Annotated in this window: 22 protein-coding genes; 14 read left to right on the forward strand and 8 right to left on the reverse strand. The window is 57.4% G+C overall.

Features of this window, described 5'->3' with window-relative positions:
• The first annotated feature begins 14 nt into the window (after positions 1-14).
• From TQ38_RS28100 to TQ38_RS28125, 7 genes are all read left to right on the forward strand, one after another.
• Positions 15-1,178, forward strand: coding sequence for a TIGR03032 family protein (locus TQ38_RS28100; RefSeq protein WP_370059843.1), 1,164 nt, complete (start codon positions 15-17; stop codon positions 1,176-1,178).
• A gap of 225 nt (positions 1,179-1,403) precedes the next feature.
• Entirely contained in the window at positions 1,404-4,433 is a 3,030-nt protein-coding gene (locus tag TQ38_RS28105) for a TonB-dependent siderophore receptor (protein WP_043976539.1), read from the forward strand.
• A gap of 360 nt (positions 4,434-4,793) precedes the next feature.
• On the forward strand, positions 4,794-5,060 hold the full coding sequence (locus TQ38_RS30320) for a hypothetical protein (protein ID WP_162792452.1): 267 nt from the start codon (positions 4,794-4,796) through the stop codon (positions 5,058-5,060).
• A 748-nt stretch (positions 5,061-5,808) separates the two neighbouring features.
• On the forward strand, positions 5,809-6,228 hold the full coding sequence (locus TQ38_RS31585) for a MarR family winged helix-turn-helix transcriptional regulator (RefSeq protein ID WP_370059855.1): 420 nt from the start codon (positions 5,809-5,811) through the stop codon (positions 6,226-6,228).
• An 86-nt stretch (positions 6,229-6,314) separates the two neighbouring features.
• Positions 6,315-7,298, forward strand: a complete 984-nt coding sequence (locus TQ38_RS28115) for an aldo/keto reductase (protein ID WP_043976535.1) — start codon at positions 6,315-6,317, stop codon at positions 7,296-7,298.
• A 30-nt stretch (positions 7,299-7,328) separates the two neighbouring features.
• Positions 7,329-8,513, forward strand: coding sequence for an acetyl-CoA C-acyltransferase (locus TQ38_RS28120; RefSeq protein ID WP_113942117.1), 1,185 nt, complete (start codon positions 7,329-7,331; stop codon positions 8,511-8,513).
• On the forward strand, positions 8,513-9,913 hold the full coding sequence (locus TQ38_RS28125) for an MATE family efflux transporter (protein WP_240198202.1): 1,401 nt from the start codon (positions 8,513-8,515) through the stop codon (positions 9,911-9,913). Before TQ38_RS28120 ends, TQ38_RS28125 begins: the two co-directional genes overlap by 1 nt.
• Before the next feature lie 239 nt (positions 9,914-10,152).
• On the opposite strand, the gene TQ38_RS28130 is transcribed toward TQ38_RS28125, so the two are convergent.
• Complete coding sequence (locus tag TQ38_RS28130) at positions 10,153-10,566, reverse strand: EF-hand domain-containing protein (RefSeq protein WP_043976530.1); 414 nt, start codon at positions 10,564-10,566, stop codon at positions 10,153-10,155.
• Positions 10,567-10,979: 413 nt separating this feature from the next.
• Between TQ38_RS28130 and TQ38_RS28135 the strand changes: the two genes are divergently transcribed.
• Positions 10,980-11,420, forward strand: coding sequence for a hypothetical protein (locus TQ38_RS28135; protein WP_043976528.1), 441 nt, complete (start codon positions 10,980-10,982; stop codon positions 11,418-11,420).
• The gene (locus TQ38_RS30325; protein ID WP_162792453.1) at positions 11,417-11,950 is read left to right on the forward strand and encodes a DUF6438 domain-containing protein; all 534 of its coding nucleotides are present in this window, start codon (positions 11,417-11,419) and stop codon (positions 11,948-11,950) included. Before TQ38_RS28135 ends, TQ38_RS30325 begins: the two co-directional genes overlap by 4 nt.
• A gap of 147 nt (positions 11,951-12,097) precedes the next feature.
• Here TQ38_RS30325 and TQ38_RS28140 read toward each other — a convergent pair whose 3' ends face one another.
• The 3 genes from TQ38_RS28140 to TQ38_RS28145 form a co-directional block, all read right to left on the reverse strand.
• Positions 12,098-13,078 (reverse strand): proline iminopeptidase-family hydrolase, encoded by a 981-nt coding sequence (locus TQ38_RS28140; protein ID WP_240198203.1) that lies wholly within the window; start codon positions 13,076-13,078, stop codon positions 12,098-12,100.
• 339 nt (positions 13,079-13,417) lie between these two features.
• Positions 13,418-13,588: a hypothetical protein gene (locus TQ38_RS30330; RefSeq protein ID WP_162792454.1), complete on the reverse strand. Its 171-nt coding sequence runs from the start codon at positions 13,586-13,588 to the stop codon at positions 13,418-13,420.
• Between the two features lie 143 nt (positions 13,589-13,731).
• Positions 13,732-14,034 (reverse strand): integration host factor subunit alpha, encoded by a 303-nt coding sequence (locus TQ38_RS28145; RefSeq protein WP_043976527.1) that lies wholly within the window; start codon positions 14,032-14,034, stop codon positions 13,732-13,734.
• Between the two features lie 684 nt (positions 14,035-14,718).
• Here TQ38_RS28145 and TQ38_RS28150 point away from each other — a divergent pair.
• From TQ38_RS28150 to drt3b, 5 genes are all read left to right on the forward strand, one after another.
• Positions 14,719-15,939: an ATP-binding protein gene (locus TQ38_RS28150; protein WP_043976525.1), complete on the forward strand. Its 1,221-nt coding sequence runs from the start codon at positions 14,719-14,721 to the stop codon at positions 15,937-15,939.
• 182 nt (positions 15,940-16,121) lie between these two features.
• Complete coding sequence (locus tag TQ38_RS28155; RefSeq protein ID WP_043976523.1) at positions 16,122-16,838, forward strand: HNH endonuclease; 717 nt, start codon at positions 16,122-16,124, stop codon at positions 16,836-16,838.
• A complete protein-coding gene (locus TQ38_RS28160) occupies positions 16,822-17,232 on the forward strand; it encodes a hypothetical protein (RefSeq protein ID WP_082057757.1) in 411 nt (136 codons plus the stop codon). Before TQ38_RS28155 ends, TQ38_RS28160 begins: the two co-directional genes overlap by 17 nt.
• Positions 17,233-17,554: 322 nt before the next feature.
• A complete protein-coding gene (drt3a, locus tag TQ38_RS28170) occupies positions 17,555-18,793 on the forward strand; it encodes an antiviral reverse transcriptase Drt3a (RefSeq protein WP_162792455.1) in 1,239 nt (412 codons plus the stop codon).
• The gene (gene drt3b / locus TQ38_RS28175; RefSeq protein WP_082057754.1) at positions 18,786-20,759 is read left to right on the forward strand and encodes an antiviral reverse transcriptase Drt3b; all 1,974 of its coding nucleotides are present in this window, start codon (positions 18,786-18,788) and stop codon (positions 20,757-20,759) included. Before drt3a ends, drt3b begins: the two co-directional genes overlap by 8 nt.
• A 207-nt stretch (positions 20,760-20,966) precedes the next feature.
• On the opposite strand, the gene TQ38_RS28180 is transcribed toward drt3b, so the two are convergent.
• The 4 genes from TQ38_RS28180 to TQ38_RS28195 are packed head-to-tail and all read right to left on the reverse strand — an operon-like array spanning position 20,967 to position 24,536.
• Positions 20,967-21,896 (reverse strand): nucleotidyltransferase and HEPN domain-containing protein, encoded by a 930-nt coding sequence (locus TQ38_RS28180; RefSeq protein ID WP_043976677.1) that lies wholly within the window; start codon positions 21,894-21,896, stop codon positions 20,967-20,969.
• Positions 21,897-21,955: 59 nt separating this feature from the next.
• Positions 21,956-22,201 carry a hypothetical protein gene (locus tag TQ38_RS28185; RefSeq protein ID WP_043976522.1) on the reverse strand — a complete coding sequence of 82 codons (246 nt, stop codon included), beginning with the start codon at positions 22,199-22,201 and terminating at the stop codon, positions 21,956-21,958.
• On the reverse strand, positions 22,198-23,442 hold the full coding sequence (locus TQ38_RS28190) for a site-specific integrase (RefSeq protein ID WP_052505803.1): 1,245 nt from the start codon (positions 23,440-23,442) through the stop codon (positions 22,198-22,200). Before TQ38_RS28190 ends, TQ38_RS28185 begins: the two co-directional genes overlap by 4 nt.
• Positions 23,439-24,536: a site-specific integrase gene (locus tag TQ38_RS28195; RefSeq protein ID WP_240198204.1), complete on the reverse strand. Its 1,098-nt coding sequence runs from the start codon at positions 24,534-24,536 to the stop codon at positions 23,439-23,441. The genes TQ38_RS28190 and TQ38_RS28195 overlap by 4 nt, the downstream gene beginning before the upstream one ends.
• Positions 24,537-24,624: the final 88 nt, after the last annotated feature.

A 24,624-nucleotide genomic window follows, 5' to 3' on the forward strand; every position in this document is an offset into this window, starting at 1 on the left:
ACACAGAGATTGATATGACCGACACTGCCCTCCACGCAGATCCATCGCGTTCTGAATCCCCTGCACCCAATGAAGCTGAAATGGACGCAATCGAAAGCACTACGGGCAGCCCGTCCGCTCCTGGAGCCGACGCGCCAAGCCTGGCACCAGGCGCGACCAACATCACCGTTTCACGCGGATTCAACGCTTGGCTGCGAACCCATCGGCTTAGCCTCGCCTTCACCTCGTACCAGACCGGGCAACTGTTCCTCGTAGGTTCGCATGCCAACGGTACCGTTTCGTTCAATCAGCAAAGCTTCAGCCGGGCCATGGGCGTGTGTTGGCGGCCGGGACGGCTCTATCTTGGCTCGCTCTCGCAGCTGTGGCGACTGGAGAATATGCTGCGGCCCGGCGAACTGGGCAACAAGGCCTTCGACGCCGTCCTGGTCCCGCGAAACGCGCAAACAATCGGCGACGTCGATATCCATGAGGTCGGCGTGGACCGGGAAGGCCGGGTGATCTTCGTCAACACGAAATACAGCTGCCTCGCGACCCTGGACCTCACGCATAGCTTCAAGCCGATCTGGAAGCCGGCATTCATATCGAAATTGGCGCCGGAGGACCGTTGTCACCTCAACGGCATGGCCATGACCGACGGTGAAGTCCGCTACGTGACCGCCGTCAGCCGGTCCGACGTGCTCAGCGGATGGCGCGAGCGCAGGCACGAAGGCGGCGTACTGATCGACGTCCGCGATGACCGGATCGTCACTGACCAACTTTCCATGCCGCACAGTCCGCGTGTGGTCGGCGACCAAGTGTACGTACTCGACAGCGGTCGGGGCCAGATCGTGCGCATCGACACCGCCAGCGGCGAGAAGAAAGACATAGCGTTCTGTCCCGGATTTCTGCGGGGGATGGCGATCCACCATGAGCATGCGATCGTCACGGTTTCCAAGCCGCGGGATGGTACGTTCAAAGGCTTGCTACTCGACGGTGAACTGAAGAAGCGGGACGCCGATGCCTGGTGCGGGGTCCTGATCGTTAACCTGTCCACCGGCGACATCGTCGAATGGGTAAGGCTCGAGGGCCACATTACCGAAATGTTCGACGTCGCCGCACTACCGGGCGTCATCTGCCCCATGTCGGTCGGCCCTCAGACGCAAGAAATTCAGAGCACGATCACGTTCGACGCTCTGTAGCGCGCTGGGGGGGGAGCGAAGGTCGCGGTGGTGCCCCTACCGCGGCCTTCGTCTTCAACATTAGCCACAAGACCTCCGCATAGCTTTCCTGCGTGCGTGGAAGGTGTGCTCACACGCCTCTCGATCATCAAATCCAGCAGAACTCGAAGGCGTCACCGCACGCGCGTCTGCGACAAAATTCCGCCGTCCCCCAACCCTGACAACATATAAATGAGGGAATTGTTGATGATAAACTCAGTACATAAAGCTGCGCTATATGGCGCCACGAGCCTCACTGCTCTGGCTTTGCTGTGTGGCCAGGCGCACGCCCAAGAAACCGCCAATCCGGAATCGTCCACCACTGCGCCTGAAGACAATACGATTGTCGTCACGGGTTCGATCACGCGCAACCCGGCCGCCGCGACCGCGTCCCCTGTCGTTTCTATCAATTCGGACGACTTGGCCAAACGCGGTATCACCACCGTAGCAGATGCACTCCAGACGCTGACCGCGAACAACGCTGGCACTATTCCAGCCAGCTGGTCCGCGCAAGGTTTCACCACCGGTGCTTCAGCGCCGTCACTGCGCGGCTTCAACAACGCCTATACCCTCACCCTGTTTGATGGGATGCGCACCGCTTACTACCCACTCGCTGATGACACACAGCGAAATATCGTCGATATCAATAGCGTTTCAGGCTCAATCGTCGACCGGATCGACACATTGCTGGACGGCGCCTCGGCGACTTATGGCTCGGACGCGATCGCCGGCGTCATCAACGTGCTGACCAAGCGCCAGATCACCGGACTGCACCTCGATGGTTCACTCGGCATTTCACAGCGCGGCGACGCTGGCGAGCAGCGCCTGAATGCCACTTACGGCTACGGTGATCTCGACGAGCAGGGATTCAACGTCTACGCCAACGTCGAGTACCAGCATAACGACTCCCTGTTCCTGCGTGACCGGGGCGCGCCGTTCAACACAGCAGATCAAAGCACCATCTGCGGAACTGCCGCACAGGGCTGCCTTACCAATAGCGTACGCAATGGCATCCAGGCTGACGGCAGCTACAATGGCTTCCAGTCGACGATTATCAACTACGTGCGCCCTTACAATGCGGACGGCACTGCCGCGGGCAACTACCAGATGCTCAATCCTTCGGCCGGATGCGGTCGCCTGAATTCGGTCACATTGACGCCCGAGCAGCAGGCTGTCACCGCGGGGACGCCGTCGGTCGTCTGCCAGCAGGACCTGGTGAACGACTACAGCATGTATAACGCTGCAATAACGCGCAAGGGCGCGACCCTGCGCGCAACCGCCAAGGTTGGCGCAGACGCCGAAGCGTTCTTCATGTTCAACTACTACAATGTGAAAACTTCGAACACGACGAGCAACGCCGGTTGGGTAGGACAGACCGCCGCAGGCGGCCAGCAAGTATCTCTCTCGCAGATTTTCCTGCCCACCTATGTCTGCGGCGCTGGCACGTCCTCGATCGTTGGCGGCATCCTGACCGCAAAGGGCTGTAATGCCTCCAACGGGACACTTAACCCCAACAACCCATTCGCTGCCCAAGGCCAACTCGCGCGCTTGGTGGGCCTGCCCGATACGCCGCGCCAGACGTTTACGGATGCCAAGACCTATCGCGCGTCGGCGGGCATCAATGGCACCGTCGGCGACGGTTGGCATTACACGCTGGGCGCCACAGCCTCGGAGGTCACGCTCGACGTCAAGAATACCGGTTATATCTACCTTCAGGGCCTGATGGACGCCATTGCCCAGGGTACCTACAACTTCGTCGACCCGTCGAAAAACTCGGCCGCCGCGAACCAGATCATCTTCCCCGACCAGGTGAAGCGCTCGACGTCCAAGCTTGCACAGGTGATCGGTTCGGTCGACAAGGACCTCTTCGAACTCCCCGGCGGCCGCCTCAACGTGGCTGTCGCGGGCCAGTATCGCTACGAGTCTATCAACAATCCAAGTTCCAACGCGCCCAATAATGAAGACCCCTACGCACGTTATTACGGCATCAACGCCGTCGGCGTGAAGGGCAATCGCGACATTTGGTCGGCGTCCTACGAAATCTCGGTCCCGGTTCTCGAGGAGCTGCGCTTCAAGGCCGACGGTTCATATGATCACTACTCGACCGGCCAAAAGAACTTCTCGCCCAAGTTCGAAGCCGAGTTCAAGCCGATCGAGCAAGTCAAATTGAGAGGCACCTTCTCGAAGGGCTTCCGAGCGCCGAACCTCAATGAATCGTTCCAGTTGCCCGCGACGGGATATACCAGCGCACAAATCAATTGTGACAGTCAGATTTACAAGGCGTTCTGTGCCGCGCACGCCAACAATCCGAACTACTATGCCGGCACCTACTCGCCCGGAATCACTTCCTCGGGCAATTCCGAACTGAAACCTGAAAAATCTACGTCCTATACCTTCGGCCTCGTATTGCAGCCGACCCGTAACGTGACGCTGACGGTCGACTATTGGCGTACAAAAATCAGGAATGTCATCACTGCCGCCTCGGCGACGGAAGACCTGTTCGCGCAGTACTACGGCAACAACGGCGTCGTGAATATTCCGGGCGTGACCGTTACTCCCGGCCAGGCTGATCCGGAGAACCCCAACGCGCTTCCTTTGCTGGGCCAGATCATCAGTTCGTTCAAGAATGCCAACTCGATGCTTGGCAAGGGCATCGATGTGTCCGCAGATGGCCAGTTTGATCTTTCCAGTTCGCTCTCACTGCATACCAAGGCTACGGCCTCCTACCTCGTTCGCCTGGAGCAGACCAACGAGGACGGTTCCGTCTGGCGTTATGATGGATCGCTTGGCGGGTGCAACCTGACCTCCTGTTCCGGAGCCCCGCGTTTGCGCCTTGCTTGGCAAAATACGCTCGACTTCAGCGATCGCGCCAGCCTCACGTTGACTGCAAATTACACGAGCGGGTACTCAAGCACGTCTGCCGACGCTGGCGGCACCTACAAGGATTGCGCAGCCAGCGGCGAAAGCGGCCAGCTGATCACATTCCCGGGTGACGGTACGCCAGGGTCCGCCGCGCCCGTGCAGTGCCACGCGAAGGGCGTGTTCGATCTTGACGGTCATGGCGAAGTCAAGGTAGCGGACAAGTTCAAACTGTACTTCGACGTACTGAACATTCTCGACGGGAAGGCTCACTACGATCCTAATGCCGCCTACGGATTGTACAAGTTCAACCCCGCTTGGTCGGATCGTCTTTTCATCGGACGCTATATGCGCGTCGGCGCAAAGGTTGATTTCTAAAGAGACTATCTGAGTGAAACGGCAGGGCGGCTGATTAGAAAGTCGCCCTGCCGGGGCGGGGCAAATTCAGATATCCGCACGGAGTATGAGGTGGTGAGACCACCGATCTCCACACCGGAGGCCGAGAGCCCACACGAATAAATCACTACAAGATAACGTCATACGAGGTGACCGTTCCTAGTCGGGGTTTGAAACCCGGCCGGGAGCGCAAAGCAGGGCCATGGCCCACAGTCCCTGGCCTTGGCCCTGCTTTGCAATCGACAGTTTGCTGGGGCCCTAAATCGGACCCAAGCTGGTCAGAGTTTCAAGATTCCTCTAGAAGAAGAACAAATTGTGAGAGTGAGAAGCTTACAGTCTCGGGTGGAAGCACTCGAAGAAGCAGCACTCCGGTTCGAGGGCGCGCTTTTTGCGCTTCACGATATCATGGCGCATTCCCTGGCCCGTCAACCTGAAGCGATGGTTGATAGAATTTTTGATGACGCCAAAGCTCACGCCGATAGTCTCGATGAAAGCCTCGGACGCTACCGAATTGAAGGATATCGCAGCGAACTGTCATCCATCAAAGATGAGATCGATTTCGCTCGGAGAAAGCCTCAGGGCGTTTGGTCGCGTTTACGCAGGGATTGAGTATGTCGTGCGCTGGCAGCGTTTGATAAAATCCGCAGCGAGCACACTGCGACGCTGCCCAAGATCACGGGACTGGGCTTTCCACTGCCGAGCCGAAGAACTGACAGGCCCTTCATACTGCCATCCGACGTGCGAAATTACCGGGTTGGCCAACCTGGGCCCTGCCAGCGCGCACGAATTTCGCCTTTTGCGGGGCCGAGACCCCTACCGGAAAAAGCCGATTATCATGGGCACATTGTACCGACAGCGTAGCGGAACTGGCCAGCGCTAACGCTCAGGCCGGCACCGATCGGCCTTAGGCGCCTCCGGTCGGCGAAACATTGGCCCCCTCCGCTTGGCCCCAATGGTCCAAGACTGTCAGACGATTGCGGCGAGACGCATTATGGCAAGAAATATACCAAGCGCGGCCACGGCGCTTCCGAACCCGAATTGCAACGAATTGATGTTACGGCGCAAGGGGAGGGCGAGAGTCTGTTCGATGGTGCTCATGCCTTGAAGATAAGCGGACTTGGCCCGAAGTGTAACAGGACTATCCGTTCACTCTGACCTGAAATTTCAGGGTCCGTGGCAGAGCATGGGCATCTAGCGAGGCCCCTCCGACGCGCCTTCCTCCGGCGGGGGCGCTCGAGGCCGTGCCTTTAGAGGCCTGAAACGCGGGTATCCAGCCGTCGAAATCCAGACCGACGAGGCGTCGATCAACCGATGTGAGATCTCTTGTATATGTGCAATTACACATTAAATGTCCCTGATGCTAGAGGGACATGAAACCTGCTATAATTTGGCCGCTCGCCGTCATGCGCGCTACCTTACGCGGCTGTACGACCAGCACTTGGCGCCGATCGGTCTGTCCGTTTCCCAGTTCTCCCTCCTGGCTGTCATCAACAAGAGCACAAAGCCGACAATCGCTGAACTCTCGGAGGCGATGGTAATGGAGCGAACCACTCTGATGCGCGCTATCGCACGCCTTGAAAATGATGGGCTGGTCGAAAGGAGCCAGAACGAGGGGCAGCGCTTTCTAACCTACTCCCTAACCCACGCTGGCCGGGCCAAGCTCAAGGCAGCCGCCCCAATGTGGCAAGCCGCACAACGCGCTTATGAGGCCCTAGCGGGGGGAGCCAAAGCAGCAGCACTTCGTGACGCCGCGAGGGGAATCATATCCGATGTTTAGGCTTCCCCAATTCGAAGGCCTTTCGAATCTGTGTAATTGCACACACGCCGCTTTCTGCCTTGGAACGTTTGGTACAGGATCACGTCATGCAATATAGGGACTTCGGACGAACAGGTGTTCAGGTAGCGCAGTTGGCGCTCGGCACCGGGAATTTTGGCACCGGGTGGGGCCACGGTGCAAGTCCTTCCGAAAGCGAGGCTATCTTCGACGCCTACGCTGAGGCCGGCGGGAATTTTATCGATACCGCCGATGTCTATCAGTTTGGCCAATCGGAAGAACTCGTCGGGCGCTTCCTGAAGGGAAAACGCGAGAATTTCCTCCTTGCTTCCAAGTTCTCCTCTGGAGCGGTACCGAACGCTGATCGCCTGGTCACCCGTAACAGCCGCAAAGCCATGGTCGCCTCGGTTGAGGCTAGCCTCAAGCGCCTTGGAACCGACCGCATCGACGTCTACTGGGTACACCATCCCGATGCCGTGACACCTTCGGAAGAAATCCTGCGTGGCTTCGATGATCTCGCGCGGGCCGGCAAGATTCTCTACGCCGGACTGTCAAATTTCCCGGCCTGGCGCGTCGCGCGGGCGGCAACGTTGGCAGAAGTCGAACGCACGCTTCCCATCGCTGCAATTCAGTTCGAGCATAGCCTTGTCCGCCGCCAGCCCGAACAAGATCTCTTCCCGGCCGCGCAAGGGTTAGGTCTGGGGGTGGTCACATGGTCACCGTTGGGAGGTGGGATGCTGACCGGCAAATATCGGAACGGCGAACAAGGCCGGGCCCAGGGCTTCGGTGGAAAGGTCTTCCAGCCGGAAAGCACAGCGCAGCGTACCGCCGTCCTTGATACGGTGCTCGCCATAGCCAAAGAGACGCGGGCGAGCGCCGACCAGGTCGCCATTGCCTGGGCTGGAACGCATGGCGCCGTCCCCATCATCGGTCCCCGCTCGCAGGTACAGTGCGTTAGCAACCTCGGTGCGGTCGGCCTCGAGTTGTCGCTCGAACAGATCGCCCGCCTCGACACGGTGAGCGCACACGACGCCGACAGACCGGAGCGGACCACTACCTCGCCCGTAGCCTGACGCTAACGCCCCCTGAAAGGAGAAAACCTCATGTCCAAGGATATTGTTCTGGGCCAACCAGTGCGTACCGCGATCGGCACTTTCAATGGTACTCTCAAAAACACACGGGCGACCACGCTTGGCGCTGCGGTTGTAGCTGAGGCCGTGCAGCGATCGGGCCTGGCGCCTGAGAAGATAGGCTCGGTCGTCATGGGCAACGTCTTGCAGGCCGGCAACCGCATGAACCCGGCGCGGCAGGCCTCGATCGGGGGCGGCCTGCCGGTGACGGTGCCCGCTATGACCGTCAATCGTGTTTGCGGTTCCGGCGCGCAGGCGATTCTGACAGCGGCGCTGGAAATTGCGATGGGCGGAATTGATGCGGCTGTCGCGGGCGGCATGGAGAACATGGACCGGGCGCCTTACCTTCTCGAAGGCGCCAGATGGGGCTATCGCATGGGGGCTGGAGCGGTACTGGACAGCCTGTTGACCGACGGCTTACACGATGCGTTCTCGGGCGAGCATTCGGGGTGGCATACCGAAGACCTGGTGACGCGCATGCACATCGGACGCGACGAGCAGGACCGCTTCGCCGAACGTTCGCAGCGTCGCTTCACTGCCGGGCGCGACGCCGGCCTGTTTGACGCAGAGATAGTAGCCCTCGAAATAGCGGGCGGCAAAAGCGGCAACGCCTTGTTCAACGCCGATGAGGCACCCCGACCCGATACGACGCTCGAAAAGCTTTCCCGATTGAAGCCGGCGTTTCGTCCCGACGGCTCCATAACTGCCGGCAACGCTCCGGGCCTTAATAGCGGCGCTGCGGCAGTGGTTGTCGCCGATCGACACTTTGCCGAACAGCAGGGGGTTGAGGCCTATGCACGACTGGCGGGGTTTGGTGTCGCTGCAGTCGAGCCTGGTCTGTTCGGGCTGGGTCCAATCCCTGCGGTCCGTCTGGCTCTGGAGCGGGCGGGTTGGTCGCTCGGTGATATCGAGCGCATCGAGATCAACGAAGCCTTCGCAGCCGTGCCTCTTGCTGTGATCCGTGAACTGGGAATTCCCGAGGACATCGTCAACGTCGATGGCGGCGCGATCGCCCACGGTCACCCGATCGGCGCGACGGGGGCAATCCTCACGACGCGCCTTCTTCACGCCATGCGTCGCGACGGGATACGCAAGGGAATGGTGACACTGTGCATCGGCGGCGGGCAGGGGATAGCCTTGGCTCTGGAAAGCCTGTGATGGCAAGCGCGATCGAGGGGGGTGAAGACCGTCCGGTTCCGGGCCGGCAGATGGATGCACGGACCCGGCAGATGCTCGACGGCGAGATTGTGCCGATGATACTCCGGTTGGCAGTACCCAATGTGCTCATCATGCTCACGCAAGCCTCCACCGGCCTGATCGAGACCTGGTGGGTGTCCAAACTGGGTTCGGACGCGCTTGCCGGCATGGCACTGGTCTTTCCCGCCCTCATGCTGATGACCACGTTTTCGGGCGGCGCGCTGGGAGGGAGCATTGCTTCAGCAGTAGCCCGCGCGCTGGGAGGCGGCCGGCATGAAGACGCTGACTCGCTTGTCATCCATGCTGTAGACCTCAATGTCGGGCTCGGCCTTGTTTTTTCCGCCGTATTCCTGATCGGAGGTGGGACGATATATCGCCTGATGGGCGGAGAGGCGGGTGGTCTTGAAGCTGCACTTGTCTATTCGAACGTCGTTTTTACGGGCAATGTTTTCCTCTGGCTCATGGGGGGCCTATCCAGCGTGATACGCGGAACAGGAAACATGCGCTTCCCCGCGCTCGTGACCTGCGTGGGGGCTTTGTTTCTGATACCGGTGTCTCCATTGCTGATCTTCGGTATCGGGCCCATCCAAGGCCTTGGCGTCGCGGGCGGCGGCGTGGCGCTCGTAATCTACTATGCCGCAGGCACTCTAGCGATGGCTTGGCACATTATGACGAACCGCGGTCCGGCCCGCTTCGTATGGCAGCGGCTAAATCCGCGTGTAGCCGTCGATCTGCTACGGGTAGGGGCGTTCTCGGCGCTCAATTCCATTCAGACGAACCTGGTAATTGCAGGAACCACGGCGCTTGTCGCCGGCACAAGCGGCATTGCTGCCGTCGCGGGATATGGGACCGGCGTGAGGCTGGAATATCTGTTGGTCCCGTTGGTTTTTGGCATCGGCGCGCCGCTGATCTCTTTGATCGCGACGAACATCGGAGCAGGCCAGGTCGCGCGTGCCCGCAGGATTGCCCTGGCCGGTGCCGGCCTCGCGTTTGTCGCCACCGAGGCGGTCGGCCTGATCGCTGCTTTCTTCCCACGTGCCTGGATGAGCCTGTTCACCAATGATCCGGCCATCATTGGGACGGGCGCGACATATCTTCGGATCGTCGGCCCATTCTATGGGTTCTTTGGTATGGGGCTCGCTCTTTACTTCGCATCCCAAGGCGTTGGACGGCTCCAGTGGGCTATCGCCAGTGCAACCTTGAGGCTGGTCATCGCCTTAGGGGGCGGGTTCGCGGTCCTGCGCCTCTCCGGCTCGCTGGTTGCTCTTTTCGCCTGCATGGCCTTCGCGTTGGCAGTGTACGGACTTGTGGTTCTGGGAAGAGTAGGCATGCGCCCGTGGCATGGCGAGCAGGAACCCTGACCGCTGCTGAGCGCAGCGGATGGACACAGTGAATGAAAAGAAATCCACGCGCGCCATGCTCTCCGAGCCTCCCATGACATTTCGGTCGAAGAGGGGCCCACTTCGAGCGGAAACTAAGGCGCGCCCGACCGAGGCCAGCCGAGTAGGCCCCCCAGTCGCCTCGGAACCTGTCTCAAATCGCACCATAGGCTATTGATCTAAAGCTCGGATCGCCGGGTATCTTGCACCGGAGGCCCTCGCTAGCGGCCAAGGCCTTTGAGCATCAACGCCACCTTCTGCTCTGGGATACTGGCGATGCCATCACGATTGGCATCAGCGAGGTCGAACATCTGCAAAGGCCGCGCCTCGGCCTCGGCAAGCGTCACGCGCCCATCGGCATTGGTGTCCGATTTTTCGAACCAACGGCTTCCGACATGATATAGGCCGGCTCCGCCACCGGCCAGTTTCGCTTGCTTTGCGCGGTACGCCTCGAATTCGTTGGCTTCGATTGCACCGTCATGGTTACCGTCCATAGCGGCGAACTGGGCTCGGGCACCGGCGCTAACTTCGGTCCGTTTGATCGGACGCTGACCAAGTTGCAGGTCTTGGGCGATAGCGTAGGGCGCCAAGCCAATGCCTAGGCATGCAAGCGCATAAATCGTCACCTTGGACATCAGTATTCTCCGGCAGGACACGGCACAAAGCCCCCATAGGCAATCAGCCTGACATGGTGCTGAACACAACGGCGCATGGCGCCCGGTAATAGCGCGTCCCAGGCCGGGCATCGGCTCTCCGGGGGCCCGTGCTTTTCCCTGGGAAAAGAAACTGCGGAGCCGGCGAAGGATCAGCAATATTCGCGCCATCGTGGCGAATGGCACCGACCTGTTCGGCGGTGGTCAAACTGCCGAGGCCTTCGAGCAAACCCTTCGGCTCGCCGCCTCGATGCTGCCGGTGGCTGGCTTCGCCCCGGCCCGAGTGAAGACCGGGGCGTCGGGAAAATAAGATTGCCGATAAGGCCCTTACCATTTTGCTCCGTCTCTCGTTCAGCTTCATCTCGGACGAAGCTTGAACGACAAAGGAGAAGGCTTTGCGTACCGACCTTAAATGGCTCTCGGCCGCGTTGGTGGTTGCCGGTGTCAGCACCGCTGTCCCGGTTAGCGCCAGCGTGGACACCTCGCCCAGGCCCGGAGGTGTCTTCAAACTGAAGCCGGGTATCTACGTGCAGAAAGGTACCGACTGCGGATCGCCCCCCAACGCCGCAATCCGCCGGTACGACGGCAAAGGCATTAGTACGCCGAACACCCACGCCTGCGTCGCGCGCGTCCTTTCGCGGAAGGGCCAGAGCTATTCGGTGAGACAATCCTGCATCGATACCGGTGTTGGCAAAGGTCCCCGCATTACTGAAAAGCAGGTTGTTGACGTCAGCGACGCGCTAACCTTCAAGCTACGCACGCGCGGCGCGGGGACCAGTTACCGTTACTGCCCGGCCTACATGCTCCCCAAGGATCTGCGCGGAGGCGGGAAATGAACCAGGCTATGAAATGGGCGACGATGGCCGCCATCTTCGCGCTAGGTGCCTGCGCAGCCTCCCCATCCGCGATCGCGCCGCTGCCAGCGCCTGGAACGCCTGCGCCTTTGGCTGAGACGATTACTATCTCCGTCGGGCCATGCTTTGGCTTTTGCCCGATTTATGAGGCCCGCATCACGCCTGAGGGCACGGTCTATTTTGACGGTAAGCGGCATACAACTGTCTTGGGTAAGCGCGAGCGCAGGATCGGAGCCGCGTCTTATCGCCATGTAGCAAAGGCTCTTGGACCTTTCCGACCCGCAACAGGCACAACGGCCCGCGTGGACTGCGAAGTGGCAATTTCCGATACATCCTCCTTCACCATTTCCTGGACAGACGGTGAGGGGCAGACGACGACCGCTGAACATCGCCGTGGATGCCATGGTGGACCTGGTGAGGCATTGGATAAGGTTCTCGACGAAATCCCTTCGGAACTCGGAATTGATAAATGGGCCAAGCAGATCACTAGGCCAGGAGAGCCTCGCGGCTAAAGACCGACCATCCTGACGAAATGCAATTACTGCCAGTGTTCGCCAACGCCGCCGCCCATCAGACACCGGGCGGCGGCGGACCCGCACCTGGGTAAGGCAAAGCAGGTATCGGCACAACGAACACCGTAGCAGGAAAGCCCGCAGGATTTATCGCCGGTTACGCATCAGGAACGCCAAAAGTGCCGCAAAATAGTGCTTTTGGTCATCCCACATCGCTAGATGGCTCCCTGTTTCGCTGATGAACAGGTCCGAGCCTGGTATGAGGTGCGCCTCCCGCTCGATGCTTCGCGGGTCCATTTCGTCATAGCGAGCACCCATAACCAACGTTGGAACATCGATTTTAGGAAGATCCGCCCAACGGTCCCACGAAGCGAGGTTGCCCGTGATCACGAACTCATTCGGGCCTTGCATCTGATTGTAGATGACGCCGTTGGCAACCTCGAAGCTGTGGGTCAGACCGGCCGGCCACGGTGCCAGACGACAAATGTATCTCGTATAGAGTTCCTGTTGGAGGATAGCACCGTATTCGTCGCCTGCCTCTGCTCCGGCTTTTTCAAGTGCCAGCAAATGCTGCTGCACCTGAGATGGCAGTGTCTGCTTCAATTTGCTGGTATACGCAGAAAAATCGCTGAAACTGGCGGTCATATTCGACAAAACGAAGGCCGCGAGACGCCTTGGGTGTTTCAGTGCATATTCAATACCTAAAATGCCTCCCCAGCTATGGCCAATTAAAATGAAACGGTCGAGACCTAAAGCTGCGCGTACTTCCTCAACCTCCTGAAGATAGCGTGGCAGTGTCCAGAGGCTTACGTCATCAGGCCGATCCGACAGGCCACACCCTAGTTGGTCATAGAAATACATCTCGTAGCCTGCGTCAGGCAGGAAATCCGCGAAGCAATCCATGTAATCATGAGAAAACCCTGGCCCGCCATGCAGAAGCAAGACTGTTGGCCCACCTGACCCTCGGCGCTGCGTCCAGACTTTATGGCCGTTGGCCAGGGTGATCCAACGGACAGAAAAGTCGGCCGTTCGACCTGCGGCCCTCGGCTTGGCCAGAGCCGCGGCGCGGGATAAACCCACTACGGCAGCGGGGAAGAGCGTTAGCAGTTTCCTGCGTATCGGGTTCACGAGGCTCTCCAGTTACATCGGAGCCGCGACGGTGGCGGCGCCAGTCAGTTCTCCATTGTCTTCTACTGAAAATGGGCAAAGCCTAAGATCACACGTGGGTCGGCCACGGCCGTCCATTGGTATGGGCTGGTGGCACGTTCGAGGCAGCAAGGGTGGCGCATAGCCTTGCGCTCGCGCGCCTCGCCTGCAGATGCGCAAGTCTGGCGATGCTTCACCCGCGCTGGCAGTTCAGCAGCGGCGCCCTCGGACGACGCAAGCATACCCTGCACGCATCTTTCAAGGTGTGCTGGCGTTGTGGGCCGGCCGCCACGCTCGCCCGGCAGGGGAAGTTCAATATGTTTATCCGGGTGGGGGAGATCTGCGCTCGGTGATCGCGGCGCCACATTCGTTGATGTCGAGCCCGCGCGCCAGCCGCGGATCCCCGTTCATCCTTGCCGCCATCTGCCCGGCGCCGAGGCGCTTGTCCTCGGCGATCGCTGTCTGATCCGGCGGTCGGACCCTGTCGAACATTTGATCGCCAGGAACGGTACCCTAAATTCGGAGCTATAGCGTTCCGTCAGGGAGCTCGCAGACCGAAAATCTGGTATGGAGAAGGAAATCTCGCCAAAATAGAGCCTTGTCATTTGGTGTGGCCGCATGAGGTATAGACACGATCAGATCCCTTTCGCGATCTGATCTTTGAGGCCTTGGCTCGGCCTGAATGTCAGCACTCGGCGAGCCGAAATTGGCGCCTCATCGCCCGTTTTCGGATTGCGACCAACCCGTGCTCTTTTGTCGCGCAGCAAGAACGTGCCAAACCCTGCGATCTTGACGTTTTGCCCGCCCTCCATCGCCGAACCCATGGCGTCTAGGATCGCTTGGACAATCTCCAATGATGTCGTCTGCGAAATGCCGACCTTGCAGTTAATGGCTCCAGCAATCTCAGCCTTTGTCAACGTATCGCTCGACTTACCCAAATCCAGCCCTTTCAATCCGCTAGGTTACGATAGCATACACACCGCCGTCGTCACCATCAGCAGCACGATTCAAGCATCACCGCCTGGTCATGGGGTTCTAGAGGGCTCGGGCTCAAGCTTGATGGCCCGGCGAGCGAAGGCGGGGCCCTTCGCTCCGGCGAAGGTTGGGGTGCCAAGCCATTGAAACATAACATAACGCAGCCACGTGTTTAACATAATGTCTAGATTGATAACATTACTTATGTTAAATCACTCTCCGAAATCTCTTTTCAGCAGGTGCCAAAAATGGAGATGCGCGCCAGCGAGCTCGTAATAACATGAGGCTTTGGGGGCCAGCGCATCGTGTTCGGTGTGCTTCATTTTAGGCACTGAACACCTCATCTTTTGGTTGGTCCGTATTTCAGGAAACTGGCGGAAATCCGGGCTTCCTGTGGGTCAATTTAGCCCGGCGGACGCCTGATGGCCAGTGGAGAAATTGCAGATTGAGCCCGGAATTCGGCCTCCGGTACTCAGATAGCCATCACTTGGGGCGGAACTCTCCGGGCCACGAGAAGAGAGGTCGAGCGCTTCTCTCCAACAAAATGGTACCGGATTAAGAAGTTGCCGGGACGGCGCTAAACTTCCAATTGTCATGGATCAGACTTCCAATTATCATGTTCAAGATTTCCAATTTTCGAGGTTCCAATGTACGATCGGATCGTCACCCAAAGGGTAGAGGATGCCCTATCCGACACGCCGGTCGTGTTGGTGATCGGTCCGCGCCGCGCGGGCAAGACGACACTTGTCCGGCAGATGGGTGATGCAGGTCGAACCTACATCACTCTCGACGATCATACGGCATTAGCGGCAGCAACATCAGATCCGGTCGGCTTCATCCGAGGACTCGATCTTGCAATCATCGACGAAATCCAGCGCGCGCCCGAACTGATGCTCGCGATCAAAAAGACGGTGGACGAAGATTATCGGGCAGGGCGTTTCCTCCTCACCGGCTCCGCCAATGTATTGACGCTGCCAAAGGTGGCAGACAGCCTCGCGGGCAGGATCGAAACGATCCACATGCTCCCGCTCGCCCGCGCTGAGATCGACGGCACTACTCCAACGTTTCTCGACGACCTTTTCTCCGGAAAGCTGGGGGCAGTGAAGAATGCCCGGGTCGGCGACGAGCTTGTCGAGACGGTGATGCTTGGCGGCTTCCCCGAGGCTATCTTACGGACGAGCGAACGACGCCGCCAAGATTGGGCCCGCGCATACCTGACCTCAGTGCTGACGCGCGATCTGAGAGACATCGCGGACATTGAGAAACTGACGGAGTTACCCAAGTTTGTACGCCTGCTCGCCGAGCACTCAGGGCAGTTGGTCAACTACTCCCAGTTCGGCGCCGCCATCGGCGTCAGCCACAAGACCAGCCAGCGGTATATCGCGCTTCTCGAACAGATTTTCCTCGTAACAACTTTGCAACCCTGGTTCACCAACACCCTTAAACGGATCGTCAAGACGCCCAAGTTGCACTTCTTGGACTCAGGACTTCTCGCCTCGGCCCGAGGCCTTACGATCGATCGCTTACGCGCCGACCGCTCAGCCTTCGGGCCGCTGCTGGAGACTTTTGTCTTTTCTGAGGTCCTCAAGCTCATGGCGGCGTCAGACCTCCGACTGACGCCCTACCATTTCCGCGACCAGCAGATGCGCGAGGTTGACATCGTGCTGGAGCGTGACGACGGCATGATCGCAGGCATTGAGATCAAAGCCTCGGGCACCGTGAAGGCGAGCGATTTCGGAGGCCTAAAAACCTTAGCTGCCTCATGTGGCGAAAGCTTCGCTCACGGCGTGGTGCTTTATGATGGCCAAGAGAGGATATCGTTCGGCGACAAATTAACCGCCGCTCCGTTATCACTTCTTTGGAAATGATGGGCCGCACTCCGCATTTCGGGCACTAAGCGTATGCGCTTTTTTAGGGCCCAAAATGTCCAAGCGACAATAGGCTTGAGGGGGATTCTGGACAGGCGCCTTTCATGATGCCAAGTAAAGACGCGGCCAAGCCACAGATCGATATAGACTAAGCAACCAGGCAAAGGTGATAAACATCGGAAATGGCGATCACCCAAAAATCGATAAAACTATTGTGGGCAAATGCGGCCGGCCTGTGCGCGTTCTCGGACTGTCGTGAACGCCTTGCTCTCAAAGAGGCTGGGGAGTTCGCCTCACATACGATCGGCGAAATGGCGCATATCTGCGGAGACAAGGTTGGTTCAAATCGCCACGATCCGCACCACTCGGCGGAGGAACGAGACGGCTATGAGAACCTCATCCTTTTGTGCCCCACTCATCATCGGATGATCGACAGAAGAGAAAATGAGAGGCGGTTCCAGGTCGGCATGCTTCACGGCCTAAAATTGAGGCATGAGGAGTTCATTCGGGAGAGGCTTATGGACGAGGCATATCCGACCAGACAAACCATCGCCCGCGAGATCGCTCCTCTGCTCGCAGAGAACCATCAGGTTTGGCTCAGTTTCGGCCCCGTCTCCGAAATTGCTAGGAAAAATCCTCATAGCGATTCTGCTCACGGAGCTTGGCTTTCAGAGAGATTGATCACAATCGTGCCAAACAACCGGCGCATCGGCCAGATATTACACGATGCGGCTGGCACCCTCACCCCTGCTGACCATCCCGTCGTAGCCGCCTTTCAGTTGCACGCCCGCAGCTATGAGAGATGGGTCGCCGACGAAATCTCTTATGAAGGCGTCATCAGGTTCCCAGCAGCTTTCGCTGAGCTGATCGAGGAGGCAACACGTGTCAGCATACAGTGATACCTTCCCTTGGCCAAGCCACTCCGGTGGTTTTGCATTTTTCGAACAGCGGATGCGCGAGCACAGCAGGGTTCTGTCAATAGAGTCTAATGACGAAGGGCTCTATCACCTCGCCACTGCAGATGGCCGGATTCTTGTTGTATTCATATGTGAATGTTATTCCTATGGTTGTGCTGAATATCTTGAGACCACGTCGAAGTTAGGGAAGGTCGATGTCGTGGTCATCAATTCAAACTGGTGCGGTTACACCGAGGACCTTAAATTTCAATGTCGATCGGACCAAATAGGCCTATTCAATATACGTGATTTTATGGCCGCCCTTAATAGACGCGATTATTGGCTTTACCTCAATGATTGGGACAGCGAGAATTTTAAAGAGCGAGGATTGCTTTGACTAGGATTCTCGAAGTGTTTGGCTTCGGCTCGTTCTTTCGCGGAGCCAAGGATGCCAAGGACATAGATATTCTGCTGATTCACCAATCCAGCGATCCTGCTTCATGCCGGTTCGCGATCGAGTGCAAAGCGCACTTCCAACACCATCTTCCGAACGTAGACGTGGTTATGCTGTCGAAGACAGAAGAAGCACAGAAGCAATTTATAGCAAAATCTGGCGCGTTAGGACTTGGCACTATCGCAAGTAAAGATTCTCGCATGCAAGTTAGCAATATGGCGAGGCTAATCATCCGTCGAAATGAGATTACGACAGAGGTGCCATCTTGCTAGATAATACCCTTCACGCGAAGACTATTGCACGCCAGTTCCGTTCAAGTGACTTTAGAGACACCTCTTGGGCTATCAAAGTTAGTGACAAGGCAGCGGTAGTGGAGGATGCAGTTCGCATCGCTAACGATGGCTTCCGGACAGTTTCGCTTAGGCGGAATGGTTTAGGTGACAAGTCGATATACCGACACGCGGCTTTGCATGAGGCGCTGCTGATACGACACATCTCCGAAACACTCCGCAGAATAACAGGTGTCCGACAATCTGATCGGAAATCGATCGTAAAGTCATTGATCGCTCTCACTTCGGAGGGAATCCCATTTGGGATTTTAAAATTTGATATAAAATCCTTTTATGAAACCGTGAATACGCAAGATATCGTCGATCGTCTCCGAAAGGACGCGGCATTTTCACGGCAATCCATCATGCTCATTGAGACCTTTTTCTCGGCACTTCAAACGCAGGCGATAACGGGGTTGCCCCGAGGCGTAGGTTTGAGCGCGACCCTGGCCGAATACGCTCTTCGGGACTTCGATGCCGCAATTTCGAATTTGCCTGGTGTCCGATTTTATAGCCGATACGTAGACGATGGCATAATAGTGGTTTCCGATAAATCGGATTTAAGTCTCCTGCGCAATACTATTGCAGATCTCTTGCCGCCCGGCCTACAACTGAACAAATCAAAAACAACGCCATATAAATTTTCGCCGTATACAAAACGTGCAACGATAGCGACTGAACATGATATTAAATTTTTGGGATATTCGTTAAGCATTAGTCAAGTGACCCGAACATTAGGCCGAGGCCTAGTTAGAAACGTTCACGTTGATATCGCACCGTCAAAAATATCAAAAATAAAAAGGCGAATTTCACTGTCTCTATTGAATTTCAAAGACAGCGGCAACTTCGATGATTTCTTAGGCCGAATTAAACTGCTTACTAGCAATTTCGGCTTCATTGACGACGCGACCGGTCAGCAGAGATATTCTGGTGTGCGCTACAACTACGGATTAATTGACCCTAATAATTCACCACAACTACAAGCTTTGGATAGATTCCTGACAAATGTGATAACGTCGGGTCACCCTAACAATAGGCTGCGGCCAATTCTTACAAAGGCCCAAAGGGCAAAGGTGCTCGGATTTGGCTTTTCATCTGGCTTTCTGAATAATCGCTTCTTCAGTTTTGATGATGATACATTGAAGAGACTTATTGGATGTTGGTCGCATGCGTAAAAAAATCGTAGCAAAAGGGAATGTCCGGCGCGGAGATTTCCTCCGAGCGGTTGTTACAGACACATTACCGGAAGAAGTTCCAATTGTATTTTCTAACGACGGCTTCTACTCAAATCTTACCAAAAAGCTGCCACGTAATGCAGATGCCGCCACATTTATCAACCAGTTGCTCGTACCCGAACGACCATATACCAAACCCTATCGTTACAGTGTTTTAAAAGATGCTTGGTCTGCCCGAGGTTTGAGCTTAATTCATCCATCCGCTCAACAAAGCGTTGCCGAGTTTTATATGAAATTCGACACTTTGATCTGCTATTACGCGGCGCGGTCGCCAGCGACTTTGCGTGCCCCGGTTAAAGTTGGAGGCACTTTCTTCGTTAAAGGGCCGGCTAGTGATCGCAATCGCCTCCGTCGAAACGGCATCGATACAGTTACGATCGAAACGTCAGTATCAAATCCGGCATCATATTTCGCCTACAACAAAATCAGTCGCGCACATGAATTTTTTAACTCCAATGAATACCTTCATTTAGAAAAGAAATATCAATTTTTCCGATCTCTTGATGTCAGTAAATGTTTTGGCAGCATATATACACACACACTTTTCTGGGCGATAGCCGATATTCAAACGGCAAAGGACAATACAAACTCTGCAGGCTTTGCGAACGAATTTGATAAGCTAATGCAGTCCATGAACTTCAATGAAACAAATGGAATTTGTATTGGCCCAGAGGTAAGTCGTATATTTGCAGAGATTATATTTTCCGAGATAGACCGAAGGGTTATCCGCACCCTATCTGGAAAAAGTTTGTCATTCCGCGCTGATTACGAGTTCCGTCGATATGTCGACGATTATTATGTGTTTGCCCAAGACGAGAGCACGGCAGATCGCGTTACAGCCGTAGTACAGACGTGTCTTGCTGAGTTTAATCTCCACTTGAATACTGCGAAAACTACTACCATCTCTCGACCATTCTCCACAAAGAAATCGCAAATCATCGCTGACACAAACAGCGCCATCACCAAATTCTTCAAATCGTTCCTTGAAGAACGAATGCACAGCGACGAAATCGTACTATCTCCGCGAAAGATACTACGAGCTGATGCCCTCATCCGGTCGTTGATCGGGTCGGTTAAAGCTACCTGTACCCTCCACAACACCGGTTATGACACTGTGTCCGATTACATAGTATCGGCTGCGAGCAAAAGGATTACCGAGTTAGCCGATGGGCATAAGGCGCTTCCTTCCGCAGATCGCGCGGAGGATGAGAGGTATATAGCCGCATCTATGCTAATAATTGAGGTTATATATTTCTTTTATACAGTGAACCCAACGGTGAGGGCATCCTTAAATGTTGCACGGGCGACAATCACCTCGACTCGACTTTTCAGAGATAACTTTCCCGATCGACTTCCGTATTTGTCAGAAAGTATCGTACGATGGACGTTAGATTTGGCAAAGTCAATTAGCCGGAATTCACGCCACAAAGACCTTGCCGCTGTTCCAGTAGAAGTACTAAATATTCTCATACCAATGCGCGAAATAGCTAGCTTAGAGCCGTTGGTGGACGAATTGATATCTTCTATGTGTGACGTCATTGATGAATTTGACTACTTTGAGATTATTTCTTTCCTTTTTCTCACAGGCGGAAGGATTCGACACCGGGCTCTTATCAAGAAGCTCTTCGATCGGGGCAGAGCAATTGTAGCGGAAGGCCTTGGTCCACGCGTAGATTCCCAGGCAGCACATCTCGCACTTGATCTATTAGCGTGCCCCTATGTACCGATCCAAAAACGATCGAGTTGGTTCAACGTCCTTCGGACGCGATGCCACTTACCTCAAATTTCCACAGCCGATGCTGGTGCGGCGGTAGCTGAAATCCAAGCACACCCATGGTTCGTTCGGTGGGACCAGATTGATCTTCTAAGTGTTCTCCGAAAAAAAGAGTTGAGCTCAGTCTACTGATCGGTCAGAACGTCAAGTGGGTGCTGTCCTTCCACTTGAGAGCGGTTCGCCGCTCTATTCTCCCGTCCAAAGGTAAAGCCGTTGCTAGGTTTTGCTGGGCGACGATGATGAGCCTCCGTGCACACACCAAATGTGGTTGGATGGGCCCACCTATTTCGTTAAGCAAGCGATATACTTGCTCCCCAAGCGGTCCTTGCTGTGACACTCTCAGTTCGGCTCTTCTGTCGAAACCTCTAATTCTGCTAAACGAGCTACGCAGACTGTTTGCACTACCCGCCCAAGCTCGTCCACTTGCCGACTAATCCAGTTGAGTTCATCAAGGGTGACGGCGTAGTGTTTCGAGTACCGTGCCTTCACATATGCTTCCTTGAATTTGGTGAACATAGCGCGCTCAAACCGAGTGTCTTGTGGCCAGACGTAGCAAAATCGGCGATCAAGACGTTCAGCCTGAGCTCGCAGGAAGCCGAGGTTGTGGACATGTGGTGTATAGAAAGTCACCGTTAGAAGCACGCAATGATAAAGCCTCTCAGCCGTTTGATGCAGTAGAAACGCTGCGAGTTTGTTATCGGCATCACGGACAGCATAGGCAGCATTTCGATTGAAACCCATCGCTGTTGGAAACCACTCATCAAAATATTCGCGCGCCAATGCTAGAGCTGCACTCTGCGACTTCGGCCGGGGTGCAAGCAGCGGAGTGTCGTCAGACTGATACAACGCAATTCCGTCACGGGCGATGTCCATGAAAAAGTAGCGGCCCTGCGCGAGACCGTCGTTCACCTCCTGCAGCGCATGCACGATAAAATTGACCGGCGTCCGCAGCGCACCCGTGATCGAAAATTCCCGGTTGAGCCGATCATCGAGCTTGGACCAGTACTCCACGCGGTCAGTGAGGCGGCTGTCGTTGACGATGATGAGCAGATCGTAGTCCGACTGATACCCCTTGGCGGTATGCGGCTCGTCGACCCAGCCGCCCCGCGCATAGGAGCCGTAAAGCACCAGCTTGAGGATGCGGCCCTTCTTCTTCCAGTCGTTGGTCGCGAGCGCCAGCGCGTCCTCGAATTCCTCGAAGACGATCTGGATCACGCGCTCCAGTTCACGCTGCTTGTTGCCGGGAAGGTGGTCGAGATCGGTCCGCATCGTGAGGTCCATTTTGCAGGTCAGGCCGCCCGATGGCAAGCATCAGGCGGCCTGACAGATCAACTTTGGAGAACGCGCCGCCACCATGACGGCGGCCTGTCGTACTCGTCCGTGAAAACGAGCAGCGCTGCGGCGAACGCCGCCCTCACCTCGGCCTCGGTGACGTGGTGCTGGTGCGCGAGCGCCGGATAGCCGAGATGCTCGTCTTGCAGCGCCAGGAAGACGTCCCGCTGCAGAGGCGTCATCCGGCGCAACGCAAGCCGGGCACGGCGCTGGAAATCCCGATGGGAGAGCCCGTCGATCATGACCGCGTCCCTTTCGTATGCGCTCCTGAGATACGACCGCCAGACGGGGAAGGCCCGCCCTCCCCCATCATATGGGCGAGGATCGCTCCGATGCCTTCGTTGGCGGCGACGACAGCGTCATCGTCGAGATGGGCATAGCGGGCCGTCATCTGCAGGGTGGAATGCCCCAGCAGCTTCCCGATCATCGGAAGCGTCTCGGACATTACCGCGGCATGGCTCGCGAAACTGTGCCGCAGGTCGTGCATGCGCACGTGCTCCAGGCCCACCGACGACCGCACCCGGTAATACTCGTGATCCAGTTGGCGTGGATTCAATCGCTGCTCCCCCACCCAGAAGACGCACGACATTGCCGGGTGACGGGGAAGCCGGGCCAGGAGAGCCGCTGCCTCGATGCCGATCCACACAGTTCTCGGCCCGGTCTTCGCGTCGTGCAGCAGCAAGCGGCGACCTTTCACCTCGCTCCAGTCGAGACCGCTGATCTCGCCTTTGCGGCATCCGGTAAGCGCGATAAGCGTTATCGCGGCGGCCTGCATTGGTGCGGTCATTGCCAAGTCCGCCAGCGCCCGCCCGAACCGCGCCAGTTCGTCCGCAGAAAGCAGGCACTGGTGCTTGCGCAGGCGGTTCCTGCTGATCCCCTCGCACGGGTTGGAGCCCGGTGGCAGCACGCCCCACGTTTCCGCCTTGTTGAACAGAGCCCGCAGCAATTCCAGCGCCCGGTTAGCCGCGCCCGGCCCGGAAGTGACGGTCAGGTCAGCAAACCAGCCCGCCACTTCGCCCGGCGCGATCTTGTCCAGAAACCGGCGTGGAAACGCGCCCTCCAAATGCTTGCGGTAATAGGCGTTGCGCTCCCGTGTGGAGGTCTTCCAGTGCGGCGAAATCTTGCTCCAGAACTCCAGCAGGAAAGTATCGTAGAGCGGAATGCGCCGCGTCCTGAGCCGGGCCTCGGCGGGGTCGTCGCCAGTCTGGGCCCGCAACAACACCCGGCGAGCGACGTCGATAGCCTGCGCGCGCGGGACCACCTTCGCGTCCCCGATGGTGACGGTTCGCGATCGTCCGCCCATCCGGGCTTGCACGAGGTAGACGCGCTTGCCACCGGGATATCGTCGGATGCCGAAGCCGGGTAGCTCCCGTGCCCAGACGGTAAGTCTAGAAGCACGAATGGTCTCGGCCACCTGCAGAAATGGCAGGTTGGCAGTGGCAAGCTCCTGGGCGACGATCGCGGCGAGAGTGAGCGCGTTCATACGAGCACCCCCATCTTTCCGGCGATCGACGCGCATATGCGTGATGCCGCTTCGGACACCACGTCATCGGCAAGGTGCGCATACCGCGCGGTAGTCTCGGGAAGTGCGTGGCCCAGCAGCTTGCCGATCACCGTCAGGGAATATCCCTCGCGGATCGCGACCGATGCAAAACTGTGTCGCAGGTCGTGGATGCGTACGCCGGTCAATCCGGCCCGTTCGCGCAGCTTGTACCAGCGGCTCTCCGCATTGAACGGCATGTCGGGTTTATGTGCGGACGGGAAAACCAGGCCTTCGGTCCGATCGCCCCGCACTCCGTCCAAAAGAGACATGGCGGGCGCGTTGAGGTAAATCACCTTTGCCCCGGTCTTGCTGTCGGGCAGGAAGATGCGCGGCGGCTTCACCCATTCCCACCGCAAACCCGCGATCTCGCCGCGCCGGGCCCCGGTATAGATCAGCAGGCGGATGATATGCACGGTTTCGGGAAACTCGCTTTCCGCGCTGCGCAGCGTCGCCGCTAGGCTGCGGTACTCGGCCGCGCTGAGGTACCGCTCGGGGAGCTTGCGCTTGTAGCGGGCAACGCCTTTGCAGGGGTTCGATCCGCGCCGACGATGACCCATCACTTCGGCCTGCTGGAACAGTGCCGACAAGATCGGAACAGCGCGATTGAAAGCGCCAGGTCGGCCGCCCATCGCATCGCGCCACCGGGCAACATCGGCCGGCTCCGCGCGCGCCACGCTCAACGAACCGAGGGACGGCAGGATGTCTCGGGTGAGCGCCGATTGATTGCGTGCCGTGGTGCTCGCCTTCCACCGCCCGCTGCAGCAGCGCATGAACTCGGGCGAGAACTGCTCGATGCTCAGATCGTCGTCAGCGCACCGAACTGGTTTTTGCGGCAAGCCATCCAGCGCGACAGCGCGCAGGATATCGACCGCCGCGCCGCGCGCCTCTTGGATCGACATCTTGGCCGTGGTGCCCAGGGTTCGGAATCGCTGAACTCCGCGCTCACGGTAACGCACTATCCAAGACTTGTGCCCGCTGGGACGAAATCGCAGGCCAAAGGCGGGCAGTTCGCTGTCCCATACGATGGTCGCCACCTTTGGAGGCCGGCGGCGAGCGACATTCCCGTCGAGCTTTTCTGAGCGGCTGCGGTACCCCGTCTCTGAAGAGGCCCCGGTCCCCAAT

The sequence above is a fragment of the Novosphingobium sp. P6W genome (assembly GCF_000876675.2).
Classification (GTDB): domain Bacteria; phylum Pseudomonadota; class Alphaproteobacteria; order Sphingomonadales; family Sphingomonadaceae; genus Novosphingobium.